Genomic DNA, 20,312 nt, shown 5'->3' with positions numbered 1-20,312 from the left:
TCAATCTCAAGCTCAACCACCGGCAGCCGTCGCATACGCCACGCATTGACGCGCGAGCACGTCGGTCGGATCGACCAGCGTCGCACGCCCACCGTTCGGCGCGACATATTCGCGGCCCGGCAGCAGGATCGGAAGCTCGGTACAGCCGAGAACGATCACGTCGATACCGTCGGCAATCAGCGCGTCGACGGCGGCGCCGATGTCCGCTTTGCACTGGCCGGTCGTAAAGCCGGCCTTGACACCCCGCTCGCCGTAGATCGCTTCCATCACGCGTGCCTGCAGTGCCGGCGCCGGCGCGACCTGTCGGAATCCATACGATTCGAGCGCCTTCTCGTATACGCCGCTTTCGATCGTGCCCGACGTTGCCAGCACGCCGACCTCGCGCAGCCACGGATACGCATCGCGCAGATGGGCGGCCGTCACGGTCAGCATGTTCACGATCGGAATGCCGAGGTGCGGTTGAACCCGCTCGACAAACGCATGCGCGGTATTGCACGGAATCGCGATGAGATCCGCCTCCCCGTCCTCGAGCCGCCTGCACGTCGCATATAGAGAGATCGTGGGGTCGGTACCGACACCGACGAGGTTCGCCGTCCGGTCCGGGATCTGCGGATTCTGTTCGACCAGCAGCTTGATGTGCTCCTGGTCGCGCGAAGCCGGCGTGTTTCGAACGATCTTGTCCAGGAAGTCCACCGTCGCGGCCGGCCCGACGCCACCGACGACCCCGATCTTGAATACCGGTGCACGGGCCCCGCATCGGGTCGAAACCGCGTACTGCGCATACGCGAGATTCGAATCGATCAGCGGGATCCGCAGCGGCCCGATTTCGTCCGCCACAAGCGCGATCTCCGTCAGCCCCGGAACGATGACCTCCGCGCCCTGGTCCGCCAGATCCTCGCATGCGTCGCGCAGCAGCTCGACCGGCCGGCCGCGAAGATTGCCGCGCTTGATGCCGTCCGCCCCGTAGATCGCCTCGGTGACGGGATCGACATCGCCGCGCGGCCGCGGATGGACGATCTCGAACTGCGGCGCCGGGAAATACCGTTCGAACAGCCCGTCGGCCCGCACATGGTCCGAAGCCAGCACGCCGACGCGTATGGCGCCGGGATACGTGCGCTGCACGTGGCTGCGAACGGCTTCGACGATGTCCACGATCGGCAGGCGCGTATTGGCCTTCAGTTCGTCGATGAAGGTGTGGCTCAGGAAGCACGGCAGCACCACGGTCGTCACGCCGCGTTTCTCGAACGCGCGGATCATGTCGAACACGTACAGCTTGCGCGCCGTCGTCGCCGCGCTGCCCGAACCCGAACCCCTGAACGGGTGCTGCTCGAAGATCAGGTCGACGTGATCCTCGTCGGACGACGCGGGCGTCGCCCTCACCAGCTTGAAGAACACGTCGGCGCTTCCCAGCGGCCCGAGGCCGCCGACCACGCCGAACGTCCGTCCCGTGCCTGCGATGTCCCGGTGCGTCATGCGTTCAGCTCCCGCGGATCGAACGCGGCGCTGTCCGGCTGCGCGGCGCGCGCGCCCTCCCACTTCGCGATCACGGCCGTCGCCACGCTGTTGCCGATCACGTTCGTCATCGTGCGGCCCATGTCGAGCACCTGGTCGATCGCCAGGATCATGGCCACGCCGGCGGCCGGCAAATGGAACATCGGCGCGACGGCCGCGACGACGACCACCGATCCGCGCGGCACGCTCGCCATGCCCTTGCTGCTCAACATCAGGATCAGCAGCATGAACACCTGCTGCGAAAGCGGCATGTGCACGCCGAACGCCTGTGCGATGAAGAGGGCCGCAAACGCCTGATACATCATCGAGCCGTCCAGGTTGAATGCATAACCGAGCGGCAGCGTGAAACCGACGACCTTCTTGCCGACACCGAACTTCTCGAGCTGCTCGGTCAGGCGCGGATACGCCGCTTCGCTGCTGGCGGTCGAAAACGCGATCAACGCGGGTTCGCGCACGGCCCTCAGCAACGCGCCGACGCGCCGCCCGAGGAACAGGTATCCGGCGCCGATCAGGATCGTCCAGAGGACGAGCAGCCCGAGATAAAACGCGCCGATCAGCTTGCCGTACGTGTAGATCACGTCGAGCCCGCGCAGCGCGACGGACGACGCGATCGCACCGAAGACACCGAGCGGCGCCGCGCGCATCACGTAGTTCGTCAGGCGCAACATCACCGGCACCATGCCGTCGATCGACCGGATGACGATGCCGACACGCGGATCGTGCTTCAGCGCGCTCAGCGCGATGCCGAGAAAGACGGAGAAAACGAGAATCTGCAGGATGTCGTTGCGCGCCATCGCGTCGAGCAGGCTGGTCGGAAACGCATGCGTGATCACGTCCCTGGCGTTCAGTGCCGCGGTATTCAGGCCGAGGTTGGCCTCGCCCGCGGCTTCCGTCAGGTGCAGGCCGGCGCCGGGCTGCAACGCGTTGGCCATGACGAGGCCGAGACCCAGCGAAACCAGCGATGCGCAGACGAACCACGCAACCGAGCGCAGGCCGATGCGCCCGACGTCTTCGCCGCTGTCCATGCCGGCCAGGCCGGAAACGAGCGTCACGAACACCAGCGGCGCAATGATCATCTTGATCAGCCGAAGAAAGATGTCCGTCACGATCGAGAAGTACCCTGCGACCGTCTTGAGCGTGCCCGCGTCCGCGATGCTCGTGTGACACGCATAGCCGGCGGCGACGCCGAGGACCATGCCGATTGCAATGCTTAAGGTAAGCCGATTTTTCATGTCCATCCGTCCTTGGGTGAGGCCCGACCGCCGGCAGGCGACGGGCCGCGCGACGCGAGCCGCGCGTCACATTTGCCGTTGGAACGAATGGTAGGGACGGCCGAACAGACCATGATGCCGGTACATCATGGCGGTATGCGAGACTCGCATAAGGCGGGAAAACCCTAGCCGCGCCGCGACGGTTCGGCGCGCAGATGCTGCCAGAGCGTCTCCAGGAACTCGCTGCGATTGGACGCGTCGCGATAGACGCGCAGCTCGATTTCGAGGTTCCATGCCGCCGGCCCGGCCGGTACGAGTTCGCCGGCCGCCAGCTCGGCGGCGATCGCACTCCGCGGCAGCCACGCCACGCCTTCGCCTTCCATCACGAGCTTTTTCAGCACTTCGGCCATGTCGGATTCATAGTGCAGCTGCAACGCCGGCGCATCCGCGGCGCGATCGAGCAGCAACGCGAGGCAGCGCCCGAAGTAGCTGGTGTCCGTATAGGAGATCAGCGGCAGCGGGTGCTGCTTCGTTCCGGGAAGGCGAAATGCGGGCGCCGACCGGCGGTTGGGCCGGCAGGCCGGCATCAACGTGTCGAGGCCGACCGTCACGTGTTCGTACCTGACCGGGTCCAGATGGAGCGGCAGCTCCGGATGGTGATAGGCGAACATCAGCTCGCAGTTGCCGTTGACGAGCATCAGGATCGAATCGTGGACATTCGTCGGAACGACGCGTGCCCGCACCTCGCCGAAATGCGGCGCAAGCGCCTTGAGCCAGGACGGCAGGAAATTCAGCGCGATCGTATGGCCCGCCGCGATCTGCAGGCTCTTGCCCGCGATGCGCTGCTCGGTGCGGATGATCGCGCGTGTGTCGAACAGGCGGCTGAGGACGTCTTCCGCCGTCTCGCGAAACAGCCGCCCTGCCGGCGTCAGCACCGGCGGAAAACTGCTGCGGTCGATCAGTTCGGCGCCGATCCATTGCTCGAGCGACTGGATGCGACGGCTGAAGCCCGACTGCGTGACGTTGCGGAACTCCGCCGCCCGGGAAAAGCTTTGATATTGAGCGAGGGCGATGAAATCCTCGATCCACTTGATTTCCATGTTTGCCTTGGAGGTCAGCAACCGGATCGACTTGCTGCCGACCGGGGCACGGCGCCGATTGACCGGGCACATCGTGATGGAACGCACGGCGGTCGTCATGCCGACGACCGCCGCGGAACGCGCGAAAGACATGGACAGGGTACAGGATCGGGAAACCCGGCGGTCGTACGCTCCGCGTTCGGTCCCGCGCCGGCTGTCCCGGTTCGCCACGATCGACGCGGAGCGCGACGGCAGCGGAGCCGGCAGCGGCTGCCGCGCGCGACCAACGTTGAACATCATGGCGACGATACGGCCGCGAGGGATGCGGCCGCGAGCCGGCCGCCTTCGCCGGTAGTGCTCGCAGCCCCCACCCGCTACTTCTGCAGCAGGATCTCCACGCGTCGATTGCTCGCCCGCCCTTCGGCGGTCTCGTTGGAGCCCACCGGATCGGCCTCCCCCTTTCCGGTGGCCGTCACGGAATCCGCGTTCACGCCGTGCTCGCGCAAATACGACCCGACCGCCTCCGCGCGGCGCATCGACAGCGCCAGATTGTGCGCATCCGAGCCGACCGAGTCGGTATAGCCGGTCACCTTCACCAACGAGAAATGCCGGTCCGCCTGACGGCTCAGCAATGCGTCGAGCGAAGCGCGCGCGGCGGGCGTCAGCGTTGCGGAGTCGGTCGCGAAATACGTGTCGCCGGTCAGGCTGACCTTTTCCACGGCGGCCGGTGCCGCCGCCACCGGCGCCGGAAGCGGCGCGGGTGCCGCACCGCACTGGAACTCGATCGATCGCGGATCCGCGCCGTCGTGGAACGGCGCCGCCGAATCGACCAGCCGAACCGGCTGCGTGTCGCACATGCGCGTCGCGACCTTCATGCAGGTCTTTGCGTTCGACAGGATGCCGTGACAATCGACGCGAAACGTCCGCACGCCGTTCCTCGGCTGCAGTTCGTAGGCATTGAACGTCGGCCCGGACGCGCTCGAGCAGGCGGCCAGGGAGACCACGGACACGAGCAGGGCAAGAGAGGTTTTCTTCACTGATTCACTCCCGAAAATCGGTTCGATATCGCGCATGCGGCGCGGCAGTGCGGCCGCATGCGGATGCGTTCTCGTTCAGCGCGAACCGTTCCGGCGCTGCACGCCGGAACGGTTCGCTGCGCACGGATCACTTCCACTGATACAACATACCGGCGCCGACCACGCGCTGACTGCCGGCGAAACCGCCGTTCAGCGTCGCCTTCAGGTTCTCCGTGAGGCGCGCCTGCATGCCGACGGCCATCGCCTTCTGGCCGAGGAAGCTCGCCGTACCGACCCCCATCGCGAAGTTCGAGTCGCGGTCCATGTGCGGGATCGACGCCATCGCGGCCGTCGCGGCAATCCCGTCGCGCGCCATCGAATCGGTCTGCTGGATCTGCTGCTGCATCTGCGTGAGCTGGTTGTTGACCGTGTTCAGCGATTGCGTGAACTGGTTCGATACCGCGTTCAGCTGGTTCACGTTGACCGCGTCGGTGCCCTGCGTGCCGGCCGCGACGTTGACGACCTGGCGCGCCGACTCCGCCGAGCCGACCGCGACGACGTTCGAGCGCCCGCCGTCGTTGCTGCCCGTGCCGATCGCGGTCGACCCGTTGCCCGTTGCGGTCGAGCCGACGCCGATCGCGGTCGATCCGTTGCCGGACGCCAGCGAGCCGTTGCCGACCGCCGTGCTGTTCGAGCCCGATGCGACCGCGCCCGAGCCGCCCGCCGACGAATTCGGCCCCGTCGAGCCCGGCGGCACGTTCGTGCCGGCCGGGTTCGTCGTGTACGACCCGCCGAGGTTGGACGTGCGCTGGGTGATCAGCGTCGTCAACTGGTTGGCGACCGAGTCGAGCTGCGACACGTTGACCGCGTCGGTGCCGCTCTTGCCGGCCGCGAGGCCGGTGATCTGCCGGTTGCCGATGTTGACTTCGCCGGCCGACGACTGCGGACTGCTCAGGCCGTACGCGATGTAGTTCGCCTGCGCGCCGACGGTGGTCAGCGAACCCGAACCGAGCGCGATGCTGTTCGCGAGCGTCGCCGATGCGCCGGCCCCGAACGCGAGCGCATCGGTTGCCGTGGCGTGCGCGCCCGACCCGAGCGCGACGCTGCCGACGCTCGCCGCGACCGCGTTGGCGCCCTGCGCGACCGATTGCGCGCCGGTGGCCGTCGCGCCGCTGCCGAGCGCCATCGCATCGGCCTGCGCGGCGCTTGCCGCCTGGCCGATCGCGACGCCGCCCGGCGCGGTGGCATCGACGATCGCACCGTTGCCGATCCCCACGCCGTTGTCGCCGTTGACCACCGTCGTCGGGCCGACCGCGACCGACTCCGCGCCGACCGCGAGCGAATCGACGGCCGTCGAGTTCGCGTGGAAGTACTTCGTCGTCGTGACCGCGAACGACTGCAGCGCGCCGGCCAGCTGCCGCACGGTCACCGCGTCCTGCTGGCCGGTTCCGTCCGCGACGTTGGTGATCTGGCGATACGTCTTGCTCGTCGCGTCGCCGACCGATACCGCGCCCAGCAGCGTCTGGTCGGTCGTGTTGAACGGAATCGACGCGCTACCGTTGCGGATGGTCCCCGAGGCCGGCACCGTCGCGCGATCGGACACCGACCCAGCGCCGAGCGCGATGCTGCCGTCCACCTTCGCGACCGCGTTCGGGCCGATCGCGACGCTGTCGAGCCCGAGCGCCTGGCTGTCCGGCGCCGTGGAGTTCGCGTGGAAATACTTGATGCCGTGCGCGTTGATGTTGTCGATCGCCGAGCCGACGTTGTTGTTGACCGTCGTCGAACCGTCGCTGTTGTACGTCACGTAAGAAGGCGCGGAGATCGTGCCGGTCGTCGGATCGTAGGTGGCCCCGCCGCCGATCGCGCCGGCCGTGCTGTTGCCGAGATTGCTGTTGTTCGACGCGATCGAGCTGAGGCCGGTCGACAGCGAACCGATGCCCGTCGACGTCGCGGTGGACAGCGACGTCAGGTTGCTGTTCGTGCTCGACAGGCCGGTGGACAACGAGCCGACGGTCGTCGAGGTCGACGTCGACAGCGACGAAATCGAGCTGGTCGTCGAGCTGAGGCCGGTGGACAACGAGCCGATGCTCGTCGACGTCGCGGTGGACAGCGATGTCACGGTGCTGTTGGTCGTGCTCAGGCCGGTGGACAGCGAGCTGATGCCGGTCGACGTCGAGGTCGACAGCGACGTGACCGTGCTGTTCGTCGAACTCAGGCCGGTGGACAGCGAGCTGATACCCGTCGACGTCGAAGTCGACAGCGACGTGACCGTGCTGTTCGTCGAACTCAGGCCGGTGGACAACGAGCTGATACCCGTCGACGTCGAAGTCGACAGCGACGTGACCGTGCTGTTCGTCGAGCTCAGGCCAGTGGACAACGAGCTGATGCCGGTCGACGTCGAGGTCGACAGCGACGTGACCGTGCTGTTCGTCGAACTCAGGCCGGTGGACAGCGAGCTGATACCCGTCGACGTCGAAGTCGACAGCGAAGCCACCGAGCTGTTGGTCGAACTCAGGCCGGTCGAAGTCGACGTGGACAGTGAAGAAATCGCGCTGTTGGCCGACGACAGCCCGGTCGACGTGGACGTCGACAATGACGTCACGGTGCTGTTGGTCGAACTCAAGCCCGTGGACAACGAGGAAATGCCGGTCGATGTCGACGTGGACAACGACGTGATCGCGCTATTGGCCGACGACAGGCCGGTCGACGTGGACGTCGACAATGACGTCACGGTGCTGTTGGTCGAACTCAAGCCCGTGGACAACGAGGTAATGCCGGTCGACGTCGACGTGGACAGCGACGAAATCGCGCTATTGGCCGACGACAAGCCGGTCGACGTGGACGTCGACAACGAAGTCACCGAGCTGTTGGCCGAACTCAAGCCCGTGGACAACGAAGTAATGCCGGTCGACGTCGACGTGGACAACGACGTGATCGCGCTATTGGCCGACGACAAGCCGGTCGACGTGGACGTCGACAACGAAGTCACCGAGCTGTTGGTCGAACTCAAGCCCGTGGACAACGAAGTAATGCCGGTCGATGTCGACGTGGACAGCGACGAAATCGCGCTGTTGGCCGACGACAAGCCGGTCGACGTGGACGTCGACAACGAAGTCACCGAACTATTGGTCGAACTCAACCCCGTCGACAGCGAGCCGATCCCGGTCGACAACGACGACACCCCCGTCGACAACGAACTGACGCTCGACGCGGTCGACGTCGACAGCGAATTCACCGCCTGGTTCGTCGCATCGAGCTGCGACCCGTTGATCGCATCCGTGCTCGCCGAATTGATGCGCCCGGCCGCGAGGTTGGTGATCTGGCGCTCGGTGCCCGCCGCACCGACGCTGACGACGCTGGTCGGGTTGGTGCCGTTGAAGTTGTAGGTGACGCCGCCAATCACCGCGCTCGCCGTCGGATTCGGCGCGGCCGTCGTCGACCCGGAACCGAGCGCGACGTCGTTTGCATTGTTCGCCACGGCCGACGCGCCGAACGCCACCGCACCGGGTGCCGCTGCCGTCGACGTATTGCCGAGCGCGAGCGAGCCCGTGCCCTGCGCGATGTTCGAATTGCCGATCGCAACCGCGCCGTCGCCGTTCGCGGTGTTGTTCGAACCCATCGTGACCGCGCCGGTGCCGATCGCGGTGCTCGGGTCGCCGATCGCCACCGCACCGTTGCCGCTGACCGTCTGCCCCAGGCCGAGCGCGACCGCCCCGACGCCGCTCAACACCTTCGAGCTGTTGCCGCCTGCGATCGACCCCGCGCCTGCCGCGGCCGCGACCGAGTTGCTGTCGCCGATCGCCACGGTGGACGCCGCGGCCGCGACACTGTTGATGCCGATGGCCGTCGCATTCGTGGCCGACGCCGTCGCACCGGGCCCCAGTGCGGTCGCCGAGATGCCGCTGCCGAGCGCGAGATTGCCGAGCGCGACCGCAAACTGCTGCGTCGTGGTCGACTGCACACCCATCGCGATCGAACTGACGCCCGACGCATTTGCGCTCAGGCCGTACGCCATTGCCTGATCGGCACCGGCCGTCGTCTTCGAACCCAGCGCGATCGAACTGACGCCAAGCGACTGCGTGCCCGAGCCCGGTACGCCAGCCGTGCCGCCCCAGCCGATCGCGATCGATGTTGCGCCCTTCGCGCCGCTGTTGACGCCCATCGAGATCGAGGAATTGCCCGACGTCAACGCACCGCTGCCCACCGCCACGCCGGCTGCGCCGGAACTCGTCGACTGGTTGCCGAGCGCAATCGCGCCCTGATTGGTCGCCTGCGACGAATAACCGAGCGCAACGCCGCCGATGCCCGACGAAACCGCACCGAGTCCGAGCGCAACCGCATACTGACCCGATGCCGTTGCATTGTTCCCGAGGCCGACGGCGGACGTGCCGTTCGCGGTCGCGCCACTGCCGATCGCCACCGTGCCCGTCTGCGTCGCCTGCGCCGAATTACCGACGGCAACCGAATATGCGCCCGAACCGATCGCCTGCACGCCGAGCGCCGAACTGTTGACGCCGGTGGCCTGCGCGTTGATGCCGACGGCCGTCGACGCATCGGCCATCGCATGCGCGCCCGGACCCAGCGCCGTGGCGGAAACGCCTGCTGCCGTCGACAGGTTGCCCAGCGCGGTCGAGTTCTGCTGCGCGGCACTCGACCCGACGCCGATCGAGATCGACGTCACGCCGCCGGTCGCGGAACCGCCGTCCGGCGCGTATTGCGCGTGCGCCCCCGCATGGAACAACGCAAGATACGTGGACGCCATCAGCACGGCCAGCCGTCGCGGCGACGGCGCCGAAAGCGGGCCCGCGCGTCGCGCGGCACCCTCGTTCGCCGCCTGCTCGCGCGGGCCGCTCGCCGACGCGACACGCTTGCCGCGCGCACGGTCAAGCTCGGAAGCCGCGACCCAGGCCCCCAGTGCTTCGTTCCAGATCGACTTGAACGACTTGTTCATCTTGTGTTCCCTCGGTTCTCATGTGCTGGATGACGCGGCAGCAAACGCGACGGCAGGCGATGACGCACCGGTCTGCCTCCTCGTCCGTGCCGCGACGCTTCGCGCTTCACTTTGGATAGCTAACTAAACGATCGAACAACACTGCTCGGTAATCGCGATCGCGCGGGCGATCGCACGACTGCACGCCGCACGCGTGCATCGGCACGCGGCGCGGCGGCACTCGCCGGTTATCGGTTCATCGAAGCCGAAGTCGCGCGAAAGACGGCAACGCGCGACCCCGCGCATCGCGAATCCGCGTGCGTGTGCCGTCGCGCCGAGCCGGCGGCGACCTCGAATTTCATGGGAAGGCGTCGTTCAGACGCCGGATGGACGGATGCCGACCCGAACCCCGGGACGGCCCGTCACGATTCATTCAGGAGGAGGATGACGCCGAGTGGTCCCCGGGTATGAAGCATGCGCACCCGGTTCGCTCGAACCGGTGCGTTGACCTGCCATGCCTGTCGCATTCATGTTTTTCGTGCCCGCCTGATTCGAGAACGCGCTGCGCGATCGCACCCGGACGGATCAGGCCGCCGGGCTGCGCACGCAGCCGCTCACTCTCTCCGCCGGCAGTCAAACGCCTTTCCGGATTTCCGGAAATAGCGCCTGACTTGCCGAACGCCCCCGCATCGATTTAATCGGTCGAATTTTCTTGACGATTTTTTCCGGTCGATGCGTCACACCCTGACCAACCTCACAATCTTTCCGCTTGTCTTTTATACGTACTCGTTCGGAAAATTATGAAATTTGTATTACCCTCGTGCCAATTTTCTTGTCCATCATCGCATTCCCACATCCTGAGAATTGCCATCATTCGATGTCACATTGGATATCGCGTCATCCGAATATGGCAGCGGCAGGAATCCATGCAAAACCGTTCCCCTCGAAGAACCGATTCCAGCCGCGCCGGGGCTAGTGTGCGGTCATCCATTCAAACGCATCTTTTCTCGAGCGGAAAAAAGCTTTTCCCGAGCGGACGGTATTTACATTCATACATTCACGCCCGAAATCCGGCTTTCATCCAGATAAATCTTGACCACCCCGCAAAAAGACATTAATCGGGCGAGCGTCGAGTCAGTGCATCAACTTCACACTGGAAAGCATCGTCTCTCGACACAACTCGCTCGAATTCATTCTGCGGGCCAATTCGATTCGGCAATCGATAAAACCCGGAAATAAAGACCGACATTAAAATGCACTTCGGCATGTTTTTCCACTCCGATTCCATTCGGCGGAGCGCCGGTGCCGAAACCGTGCAGCGCCCCGCCGAATATGCCCACACGGGCCGCACGGAATCCTCACAATCGGTACTGTTGTCGACATATAATTTTTCGCAACAATCGCGCTGAAAGCGAAGCTTTCAATCCGACCGACCACCCTTCCACCGCGTCCGCCACCATGTCATCCCGCTCGTCCAGCCCGGCGTCGCTTCGCTCCACGCCGGATCTCGCCGACGCCCATATTCTTGTCGTCGACGATCGCCCGAACGACCTGCGGCTCCTGACCGAAATCCTGCGTGCCGCACGGTGCCGGATCAGCGTCGCGTTCGACGGGCTGCAGGCGTATCACCGCGCCCAGGCGATCGCACCCGACCTGATCCTGATGGATGTCCGCATGCCGCGCATGGACGGCTTCGCCGCGTGCCGGCTGCTGGCGTCGACGCCGTCGACGCAATCCATCCCGGTCATCATCCTCACGGCCGCGGGCGATCTCGAGGATCGCATCGCAGGGCTCGAAACCGGCGCGATCGACTACATCGTCAAGCCGTTCGAGCCGACCGAAGTGCTGGCCCGGATCCGCAACCACCTGAAGCGCGCGCGGCGCAGCCAGCCGTTCGCGCACCTGCCCGAGATGCCCGACAACCCGGAGGCGGCCCTCGTGCGCGCGGCGGCCGAGGTCCTGCTGCGCGACCTGCGCCATCCGCCGGCGCTCGAGGATCTCGCCCGGCAGGTCGGCACCCACGAAAAACGGCTGTCGCGCGTGTTCCGCGACCAGCTCGGCCAGACCGTGTTCGAGTACCTGCGCGACACGCGCCTGCGCGCCGCGATGCATTTCCTCGCGGAGACGTCGATGGGAATCGGCGACATCGCCGAGGAAATCGGCTTTTCCACGCCCGGCAATTTCGCGACGGCGTTCCGCGAACGCTTCGGCATCACGCCGTCCGACTGGCGGCGCCAGCGCCATGCGGTCAACGCGCCGCCCACACCCGGCGGGCATCATCCCGATGTGTAGTCGCGGCGCGGCGTGGGCAGCCGGATGGCGCGCGGTGCTGCTGCTTCTGATCGCACTGGCCGTCACCTGCGCGACGGCCAGCGCGGCAGCGACGCCGAACCCCGCGCAACTGGAAGCCGTGTCGGTGTTCGAGGACACGAGCACGACGATGACCGCCGAACAGGTCGCCGCGCGCGTTGCCGATCGGCCGCACGATGCGTCCACGACGACCGCGCCCTCGTTCAACATCGAGTTTTCGCGGTCGGCATGGTGGGTCAGCGCGACGCTGACCAACCGCGACAGCGCCGCCCGGCCGCTGGTGCTGGCGATTCGCGATGCGCGTGTCGACCAAGCCGACTTCTATGTCGGCCGGAACGGCCGGTGGACGCTCGACAGCCGCTTCCCGGCCGCCGATGCCGGCGGCGATACGGCCGGCCCCCCGTCGCGCTACCCGGCACTCGACGTGACGCTGCCCGCCGGCGCAAGCATCCCCGTGCTGATCCGCGTCACGTCGCGCAAGGAGATGCGGCTCGCGCCGGTGGCATTCACCCGTGCGGCATGGGATGCGCTGGAACGGCGCGCGACGATGTGGGACTTCGGTTTCTTCGGCGGGCTGCTCGCGCTCGTGTGGTGCGCGCTGCTGATCGGGTTCTTTTCGCGCAGCGGCGTGTTCTACGTACTGGCCGGGATTGCACTGGGCACGACGCTGTTCGAGGCGGCCTACCGCGGTTATACGGCGATGGCGCTGCCGCCCGCGCTGCGCGAGTGGTCGGCACGCGGCGAAATCATCTTCGTGTACCTCGCGATCGCCTGCTTCATCGTCTTCATCCTGACGGTCGCCCGGCGCGAACAGGCCAGGCTGCCGTTGCGCGCGGTCTACATGGCATTCCTCGCGCTCGAGTTCGTCGGCACGGCCGGCGCCGCTTGCGGCGACCTGCTGACCTTCACGTGGTTCTGCCTGCGGCTGAACGCGGCGCTGGGGATCGTCAACATCAGCCTCGCGCTGTGGCTCGCCGTCCGCCGCACGCCGACCGGCCGCGTGATGCTGATCGCGATCGCGTTCGCCACCTTCAACATGCTGATCCGCGTGCTCGACGGCATCGACGCGTTACCGCCGGTGCTGTCCTGGCTCAAGTCCGACATCTATCCGAACCCCGTCATCGCGATCGTCGGGCTTGCCACGCACCTGCTGGTGCTGGCCGCGTGGATCCACCACGTGGGCCGTCAGCGCACCGAGGCGCGCAAGCGGCTCGAACACTGGCAGCTCACCGAACAGGATCGCCTGCGCGACGAAGTCGCACGGCGCACGCTCGCGCTCAACGACGCGCTCCAGCAGGTCACCACGCACATGCAGCAGAAGATCGAGACGCTCGGCTACGTCAGCCACGACCTGCGCGCGCCGCTATCGACGATCAACGGCTACGCGAAGCTGCTGCTGCAAGGCGCGACGCGCGGCCAGGCGCGGCTGATCCGCTCGATCGACCGCAGCATCCGCTACCAGCTCACGCTGATCGACGAACTCCTTGCGTTCACGAAAGCCGAGCTGCAGCCGCTCGGCGTGTCGCCGGACACGACCGACCTGCCCGGCCTGCTCGACGACATCGGCCACTATGCGCTCGCGCTGTGCGCGCAGCAGGACAACCGGTTCGTGTACCGGCCGGCCAGCCCGCTGCCGCGCACGATGTCGATCGACGGGATGCGGCTGCAGCAGGTGCTGCTGAACCTGCTGTCCAACGCATCGAAGTTCACGCGCGACGGCACGGTCACGCTGTCGGTGCATGCGTCGCGCGAAGGCGACGCATGGCGCCTGCTGTTCGAGGTCGCCGATACGGGCATCGGCATCGACATCAGCGGCACCCGCGACATCTTCCGCGCGTACCAGCAGGTGCAGGCCGTCAACGGCGGCACCGGGCTCGGCCTGTTCATCGCGCAGCGCATCGTCGGCGCGATGGGCGGCGAGCTGGCCGTCGCGAGCCAGCCGGGCGTCGGCACGTCGTTCTCGTTCGCGATCGTCGCGCCGGCCGTCGGGCACGTGCTCGTTCCGGCATCGGAGCTCGTGCGGCGGTTTCATGCGGCGGACGAGGTCGTGCCGGGCGGCACCGCGCCCGCGATGGGCTGCCCGCCCGACGATGCACTCGACGCGCTGATCCGGCTCGCCGGCAACGGGCAGCTCACCGATATCGAGGAATGGCTCGGCCAGTACGCGGACGAACAGGAATACGCGGCCTTCGTGCAGGAGGTGCGCGAGCATCTCGATACGCTGGACCTGCATGCGATCGAGAAGCTGGCCGGTACGCTGAAACGCGCGCGCCACGCGGCGGCGACGGATGACGCGGAGACGGACGCGGCCGGGCCGGCCTGATCGCGCGGGCGGGACGCCGCCGGCACCGCGTCAGGCCCGCGTTCCGGGTTCCGGGTTCCGCCGCACCGAACGTCGAGCCCGCGACGCGATCGCTTCGCCAGCCGTTCCCCCGCTCGCGCTTGCCGATACGCGCCCCGTCGAGCACCCGGCACGCACACGTTTGCGTGCCGCGCCGCGCCCACTTGCGTTGCATCCGGGCCTCGATTTCTTCGACGACCTGCCGTTAACCCGGGTTTCAGCGCAGCCCGGTTCATCGCGCCGGGCCTCCCCCTGCGAGCGCCAGCATGTCCGCATCCACCTCCATCGAGAAAATCGCCGACTGGGCGGGACGAAACCATCTTGTCGTCGGCGCGTTGGGCACGCTGATGTCGCTCGCGGCGATCGGCATCAGCGCGGCCACGCTCTGGGCCACGAGAAACGAAGTCGTCGAACACGCGCACGAAACCTCGCGCAACGTCGCCGCCGTGCTGGTCAGCGAGATCGCGCGGACCGTCGAAACGTCCAACAACGCGCTGATCGCACTCTCCGCCGATCTCGGCAAGCCGGAGGTGCGACGCATGGATGCCGGGCTGCGGCACGACCTGCTGTTCCAGCGCGCGGCCGCGCAATACGTGACGGGGATGGGCGTGACGGACCGCGAAGGCCGGCTGATCGACGCGTGCTGCGGCCCGTCCCACCACTGGAACTTCGGCGATCGCGACTATTTCAAGGTCCATCGCGACTCGCCGAACGTCGGCCTTTACGTGTCGGAGGCCTATCGTGCGCGCTCGCGCGGCGGCACGGAATCGATCGCGCTCTCGCGGCGCATCGAACGACCGGACCACACGTTCAACGGCATCGCGGTGGTCGCGATCGATCTCGCCTATTTCGATCAGCTGCTGTCCCGGCTGGACGTCGGGCCGCACGGCATCAGCGCGATCGTGCGCGCCGACGGCACCATCCTCGCCCGCAACCCGTCGCTGAACGATCACCAGATGATCCGCCTGCGCCGCTCGAAAGCCTTCGATCGCATGCTGAACCAGGATTCGGGCTTTTATGCGGCGTATTCGCGCATCGACGGAACGCTGCGGCTCTATACGTTCCAGCGGGTGCCCGGCACACCGCTGATCGCCGTCGTCGCGCCGGCCGAAGCCGACGTGCTGGCCGGTTTCATCCGGATGTCGTGGTCGGTCGGCGTGTCGGCGTCGCTCCTCTGCGCGCTCTTCTGCGCGGTCGTGTGGCTGCTCGCGTTCGCGTTGCGGGACAACCTTCGCAAGCAGACGCTGCTCACCGATCTCACGCGCACCGATCCGCTGACCGGCCTGCACAACCGCCGCGCGCTCGACGTCGCGCTGGCCGACGAATGGGAACGGCTCCAGCGCGGCCACGACGGCAGCCTGTCGGTGCTGTTCATCGATGCCGACCACTTCAAGCAGTACAACGACCGATACGGGCATGCACGCGGCGACACGGCGCTCCGGTTCCTCGCCGCATGCATCCGTGCCCATACGCAGCGGCGCGGCGACTTCGCCGCGCGTTACGGCGGCGAAGAGTTCGTCGCGGTGCTGCCCGACACCGACGAACGCGGCGCCGCGAAGGTCGCGGAGGCGATTCGCCGCGAGGTCGAACGCAACCGGCTCGACGGGTTTGCGGAACCCGTTCCGCCGTTCACCGTCAGCATCGGCTGCGCGACCGGCCATCGCGCACGCCCCGCCTCCGTGCATGCGCTGTCGCATCAGGCGGACATGGCGCTTTACCGCGCGAAGCGCGAAGGCAGAAACCGGGTATGTTGCGCGGAAACGGAACCGCTCGCGCGCTCGGCATGACGGCCATCGGTCGAGTCGCGGTTCCGGGCCGCAGGTTGCACACAAACGATTGCCCTGGGCCACTGTTCCGTCATGGGTCGTTCCGGCAACAGGGATCGTTTTCGATTTCGAAGCCGCCGGACTTTCCATCCATACGCATGGCCGGCGCGTAGCGGCACGCCGCCAAATATCCGTCTCGGGCGCGAAAAAATGGCATCCGCGATGTTCAGTATCGGGAATTAACCAGATAGTGGGAATTTTCGCGCACGGAGCACGACACGCAACAAATCCTTAACGGCCGCGTAACGAATCGTCACCACAATTCGCCATCTTTGACCATCAGGATGGAGTCTTGCATGTTTGCGTCACGAAGCCGTTTCCCGCTGCATGTCGCCGCGCTGTCGAGTGCAATCGTTCTCGCCGCGTGCGGCGGCGGCGACGATGTCGCCTCGACCACCCCGACCAGCGCGGCCATGCCGGCGCCGCCGGCCGACCCCGGTTTCGTCGACAGCGCGCCGGTTCCGGGCGTGCCCGCCTTCGTCGACAACGTCGCGACCAACCAGCGCGGCGACGCGCGTTACGCCACGCTGTCGACGAACGCCGCGGTACGCGTGGTCAGCCGCTTCCTCGACCTGTGGCAGCCGGCGACGATGCTCGTCGATGCGGGCGTGAGCGCGCCGGCCAACGGCGCGTTTCCGGCCATTTCGCCGTCGACCTGCACGGGGCTGCCCGGCAACGGCACGCCGTGCGGCACGATCCTGAACGATGCGGTGCTGCAGGCGAACGTGCAATACGTGGTCAACGCGACGACCGCACGCACGCCGCAGCAAGCCGACGCCGCGTACTACGACGACCGGCGCGGCAAGGGCTACAGCGTGACCGACGGCATGGGGCCGCTCACTTCCGCATGGCGCACGGCCGCGCAGCAGACGACCAGCATCACCAGCGTGCCGGCCGACGCGACGACCGTCCTGTACAACGACACGGGCAACAACGTGGGCGTGGGCGGCAGCGCGAACGCGAGCTTCGGGAAAGTCGTCGACCTGCTCAACGAGATGGGCAACAACGCGTCGACCGAACCCGCGAAACGCTTCTACAAGTATGCGCGGCCGTACCGCTGGAGCACGAGCGTCGTCGTCGCCCCCACGCTCGTGCCGGCGGAAAGCACGACGCCCGCGACCGACGGCGGGTTCATCAGTGGCCATCAGGCGGAAGCGATGCGCGACGCCGTGACGATGGCGTGGCTCGTGCCTGAGCGCTACCAGGAAATGGTCAGCCGCGGCCTCGAACTCGGCGAGAACCGCATCCTCGCCGGCATGCACTCGCCGCTCGACGTGATCGGCGGGCGCATGCTCGCGCTGGCAATCAGCGCGGCCAATCTCGCGGCGTACGCGAACGACGCGCAGGCCGCCTACGGGCAGGCGCACCAGACGCTGCAGCAGCTCACCGGCACGACCGGTTCGACGTTCGCGGCATTCGCGCGCTCGGGCACGACGGCGACCGACCGCTTCGCCGACTACGCGACGAACAAGGCGGCCTTCGCGCGCCGCATGACCTACGGCTTCGGCGCGCTCGACGCGACCGGCGCGCCGCCGGTCGTGCCGAAGGGGGCGGAGATCCTGCTGCAGACGCGTTTCCCGTACCTGGGCGCGGATCAGCGGCGCGTCGTGCTGAAGACCACCGAGCTGCCGTCCGGCTACCCGGTGATGGACGACGCGGAAGGCTGGGGCCGGCTGAACCTGTTCGCCGCCGCCGACGGTTACGGCGCATTCAACGGCAACGTGACCGTCGCGATGGATGCGTCGAAGGGCGGCCTCAACGCCGCCGACCTGTGGCGCAACGACATCGCGGGCGCCGGCAAGCTGACGCTGCAAGGCAGCGGCGCGCTGACGCTGGCGGGCAACAACAGCTATACGGGCGGCACGCAGGTCAGCGGCGGCACGCTCGCCGCGGCGTCCGCGACGGCGTTCGGCAACGGCGACGTGTATGTCGGCGCCGGCGGCGGCGGCATCCGGATCGCGGCGGGTGCGCCCGTCACGATCGCGACGCGCTATACGCAGCTCGACAACACGACGCTCGAACTCGACATCGACGGCAACGGCGGCGGCCGCCTGCGCGTGGGCGGCGCGTTCACCGTCGCGGGCGGCACGCTGCATGTGAAGTTCGTGAACGGTTATGCGCCGAAGGCCGGCGACACCATCGCGCTGATCGACGCGGCAGCGGGCGCGGCGAAGTTCGCGACGGTGACCGTCGACGGTTTCAAGGCGACGCCGGTCTATACGGCGACGGGCGTGTCGATCGTGCTGTCGGCTACGTAACCGGCACCGGTGTCGAACCGCGCGACGTCGCCTCCGACCGGCGGCGACGTCCATGCGAAACGACCGTGCGCCGCGTCCGGGTCGTTCCGGCGAAGTGAAACGTGGCGCCATCGAACCCGGTGAGGGAGTCGAGCCCGGTTCCCCGGCTCGCTCCCGATTCCGGAATCATCTACTTGACGCCATTCCCGGCGACCCACTGAAAGCCGAGACCGGTGATCCCGTTCACCAGGCTCTGGAAATCCTGGAACCCGGGCGTGCCGAGGTCGGGCTCGAGCCAGAACGGATGGAAGAAGAAGGACGCGAAACCATCCCGAACCGTCAGCGCGTACTGTGCATTCGTGTAGAGATCCTGCCACGTGTAGGACAGGCACGAGAACGGATCGATACTGCAGATGTTGTATTCGATGTTCCCGAGGTTCTCGGGCAGCACCCGTTGCCCGTAATAGTCGGAATTGATGATGTACGGGAAGAATTGCCCGACCGAATAATCGTGATTCGGCGCGGTCGAATTCAGGTTCGGCTGATCCGACGTGTAGTAGACGACCCGCTGGTACGTCGTCTTGAACAGCGGCGGAACGGCCTTGATCGAAAGGGGCGACGACTGGTAGTGCGGCGCTTCCCATGCAAAGGGAACATAGCCGTTCGTCGACAGTTCCAGCAGGCCCGCTTTCAGACGGTTCGATGCCCACTGCGTCGAATCTTCGTCCACCGGACGGTTCTGCGTCGCCAGCCAGAACTCGTAGTCATTGCCGCTGACCGCGTTGTCGATGTTCGGCGTCGAATTGTATTGATGCGTGTAACCGTGCATCACGATACTGCCGCCCCGGATCAGCGCGTAATTGAGCGCCTGCTTCAGGCTGCTCGCCTGCGCGAGGTGTACGGTCAGCGGCACACCGCCGTTATAGGCACCGAGCGGATCCTGGTACAGCGGGATGGTCGCAATCGAAAACGGAATTTTCTTGGAATACATGTAGTCGGTCAGCGTCTTCATCGACGCCGAGGTCGTGAACGCGTTGACGTCTTCCAGACGCACCATCGCGCGATGCAGCACCGGCTGGTTGGTCCCGAGGATGTCGTGCAGCAGATCGCAGATCACCAGGTACCGGTCTCGCGGCCCGATGTACGAGAACGGCATGTCGGCGAAGTACCAGAAATTGCCCGCGCGCATGACATAAGGCGCCTGCGCACCGGTCTGACTGTCCTTGATGGTGACGAGTACACTGGCCTTCGTCGCGTCGGACACCGCGGTGACGCCGATGTCGGGGTCCGCGCTGACGACGCCGGTGCTCGCGTTGAACGCATAGTATTTGACCATGCTCATGTTCTTGTAGAGCACCGTGTCGAAGAAGTCCGGGTTCGGGTTGCTGCTGGTCGGCGCGTAGGCCAGCCCGCTGATCCCGCTAAAGGTGAATCCGTAGCGGGCCGTGAAGTTGTACGACGGGTCCCACGCGACTTCCCACAGGTTGTCCTTGAACCACACCACTGTCTTCGATGTCTTGACGACGTCCGACAGAAATGCGGCTGGAAGCGTGTTGTTGTAATAGTTCCCCAGGTAGAAAGTCGCCTGGTACTTTTCGACGGTTCCGGCCGTATAGCTGTCGACGGGCGCAAGCGTGACATTGGTGTTGAAATGGCCAAGCAGATTGCGCAGCATGATCGCGTAAGCCATGCCGAGTTTCGTGTACGGGTCGTTCGGTGGGGCGTCATAGAGCACGAGGACGTTCGCCGTGGTGGTCTGGGCGAGCACGGTGGATGGCATCTGGCCGAATGCGAATCCGAGCACCAGCACCCATGCGAGGATGAGCTTCTTCATTGTGATCTCCTTCGTG

General features: G+C 66.5%; 11 protein-coding genes. 5 read left to right on the top strand and 6 right to left on the bottom strand.

Annotation, left to right across the window (positions count from 1 at the left end):
• Positions 1–12 precede the first annotated feature (12 nt).
• The 3 genes from cuyB to PQB87_RS35785 all read right to left on the bottom strand — a co-directional run bounded on the left by cuyB (position 13) and on the right by PQB87_RS35785 (position 3,823).
• Positions 13–1,473 carry a cysteate racemase gene (gene cuyB / locus PQB87_RS35795; protein WP_489245015.1) on the bottom strand — a complete coding sequence of 487 codons (1,461 nt, stop codon included), beginning with the start codon at positions 1,471–1,473 and terminating at the stop codon, positions 13–15.
• Positions 1,470–2,744: a dicarboxylate/amino acid:cation symporter gene (locus PQB87_RS35790; RefSeq protein ID WP_489245013.1), complete on the bottom strand. Its 1,275-nt coding sequence runs from the start codon at positions 2,742–2,744 to the stop codon at positions 1,470–1,472. Before PQB87_RS35790 ends, cuyB begins: the two co-directional genes overlap by 4 nt.
• A 164-nt stretch (positions 2,745–2,908) precedes the next feature.
• The gene (locus PQB87_RS35785; RefSeq protein WP_059485557.1) at positions 2,909–3,823 is read right to left on the bottom strand and encodes a LysR substrate-binding domain-containing protein; all 915 of its coding nucleotides are present in this window, start codon (positions 3,821–3,823) and stop codon (positions 2,909–2,911) included.
• Here PQB87_RS35785 and PQB87_RS35780 point away from each other — a divergent pair.
• Positions 3,795–4,157 (top strand): hypothetical protein, encoded by a 363-nt coding sequence (locus PQB87_RS35780; protein WP_301861426.1) that lies wholly within the window; start codon positions 3,795–3,797, stop codon positions 4,155–4,157. The two genes, PQB87_RS35785 and PQB87_RS35780, sit on opposite strands and share 29 nt — an antisense overlap.
• Positions 4,158–4,176: 19 nt before the next feature.
• Here the strand turns inward: PQB87_RS35780 and PQB87_RS35775 are convergent, their stop codons facing one another.
• Both PQB87_RS35775 and PQB87_RS35770 read right to left on the bottom strand, forming a co-directional pair.
• Positions 4,177–4,839: an OmpA family protein gene (locus PQB87_RS35775; protein ID WP_489245010.1), complete on the bottom strand. Its 663-nt coding sequence runs from the start codon at positions 4,837–4,839 to the stop codon at positions 4,177–4,179.
• 127 nt (positions 4,840–4,966) lie between these two features.
• Complete coding sequence (locus PQB87_RS35770) at positions 4,967–9,769, bottom strand: YadA-like family protein (RefSeq protein WP_489245008.1); 4,803 nt, start codon at positions 9,767–9,769, stop codon at positions 4,967–4,969.
• Positions 9,770–11,206: 1,437 nt separating this feature from the next.
• Here PQB87_RS35770 and PQB87_RS35765 point away from each other — a divergent pair.
• The 4 genes from PQB87_RS35765 to PQB87_RS35750 all read left to right on the top strand — a co-directional run bounded on the left by PQB87_RS35765 (position 11,207) and on the right by PQB87_RS35750 (position 18,483).
• Positions 11,207–12,040, top strand: a complete 834-nt coding sequence (locus PQB87_RS35765; RefSeq protein ID WP_059485554.1) for a response regulator transcription factor — start codon at positions 11,207–11,209, stop codon at positions 12,038–12,040.
• On the top strand, positions 12,033–14,381 hold the full coding sequence (locus PQB87_RS35760; RefSeq protein WP_489245006.1) for a sensor histidine kinase: 2,349 nt from the start codon (positions 12,033–12,035) through the stop codon (positions 14,379–14,381). The genes PQB87_RS35765 and PQB87_RS35760 overlap by 8 nt, the downstream gene beginning before the upstream one ends.
• 284 nt (positions 14,382–14,665) lie before the next feature.
• Positions 14,666–16,186, top strand: coding sequence for a sensor domain-containing diguanylate cyclase (locus PQB87_RS35755; protein ID WP_174415539.1), 1,521 nt, complete (start codon positions 14,666–14,668; stop codon positions 16,184–16,186).
• A gap of 335 nt (positions 16,187–16,521) precedes the next feature.
• On the top strand, positions 16,522–18,483 hold the full coding sequence (locus tag PQB87_RS35750) for a phosphatase PAP2 family protein (RefSeq protein ID WP_489245004.1): 1,962 nt from the start codon (positions 16,522–16,524) through the stop codon (positions 18,481–18,483).
• A 169-nt stretch (positions 18,484–18,652) separates the two neighbouring features.
• Here PQB87_RS35750 and PQB87_RS35745 read toward each other — a convergent pair whose 3' ends face one another.
• Entirely contained in the window at positions 18,653–20,296 is a 1,644-nt protein-coding gene (locus tag PQB87_RS35745; protein WP_174415541.1) for a DUF2334 domain-containing protein, read from the bottom strand.
• Positions 20,297–20,312: the final 16 nt, after the last annotated feature.

The sequence above is a fragment of the Burkholderia sp. KL41 genome, from assembly GCF_057005415.2.
Note: the sequence above shows the minus strand (reverse complement) of the source record. Positions and strands in the feature narration are given on the sequence as shown.

Coding starts and splice junctions, on each gene's coding strand:
- PQB87_RS35780 (WP_301861426.1), top strand. CDS start 3,795: ATGAAATCCTCGATCCACTTGATTTCCATGTTTGCCTTGGAGGTCAGC.
- PQB87_RS35750 (WP_489245004.1), top strand. CDS start 16,522: ATGTTTGCGTCACGAAGCCGTTTCCCGCTGCATGTCGCCGCGCTGTCG.
- PQB87_RS35765 (WP_059485554.1), top strand. CDS start 11,207: ATGTCATCCCGCTCGTCCAGCCCGGCGTCGCTTCGCTCCACGCCGGAT.
- cuyB (WP_489245015.1), bottom strand. CDS start 1,473: ATGACGCACCGGGACATCGCAGGCACGGGACGGACGTTCGGCGTGGTC.
- PQB87_RS35745 (WP_174415541.1), bottom strand. CDS start 20,296: ATGAAGAAGCTCATCCTCGCATGGGTGCTGGTGCTCGGATTCGCATTC.
- PQB87_RS35770 (WP_489245008.1), bottom strand. CDS start 9,769: ATGAACAAGTCGTTCAAGTCGATCTGGAACGAAGCACTGGGGGCCTGG.
- PQB87_RS35790 (WP_489245013.1), bottom strand. CDS start 2,744: ATGAAAAATCGGCTTACCTTAAGCATTGCAATCGGCATGGTCCTCGGC.
- PQB87_RS35785 (WP_059485557.1), bottom strand. CDS start 3,823: ATGGAAATCAAGTGGATCGAGGATTTCATCGCCCTCGCTCAATATCAA.
- PQB87_RS35760 (WP_489245006.1), top strand. CDS start 12,033: ATGTGTAGTCGCGGCGCGGCGTGGGCAGCCGGATGGCGCGCGGTGCTG.
- PQB87_RS35755 (WP_174415539.1), top strand. CDS start 14,666: ATGTCCGCATCCACCTCCATCGAGAAAATCGCCGACTGGGCGGGACGA.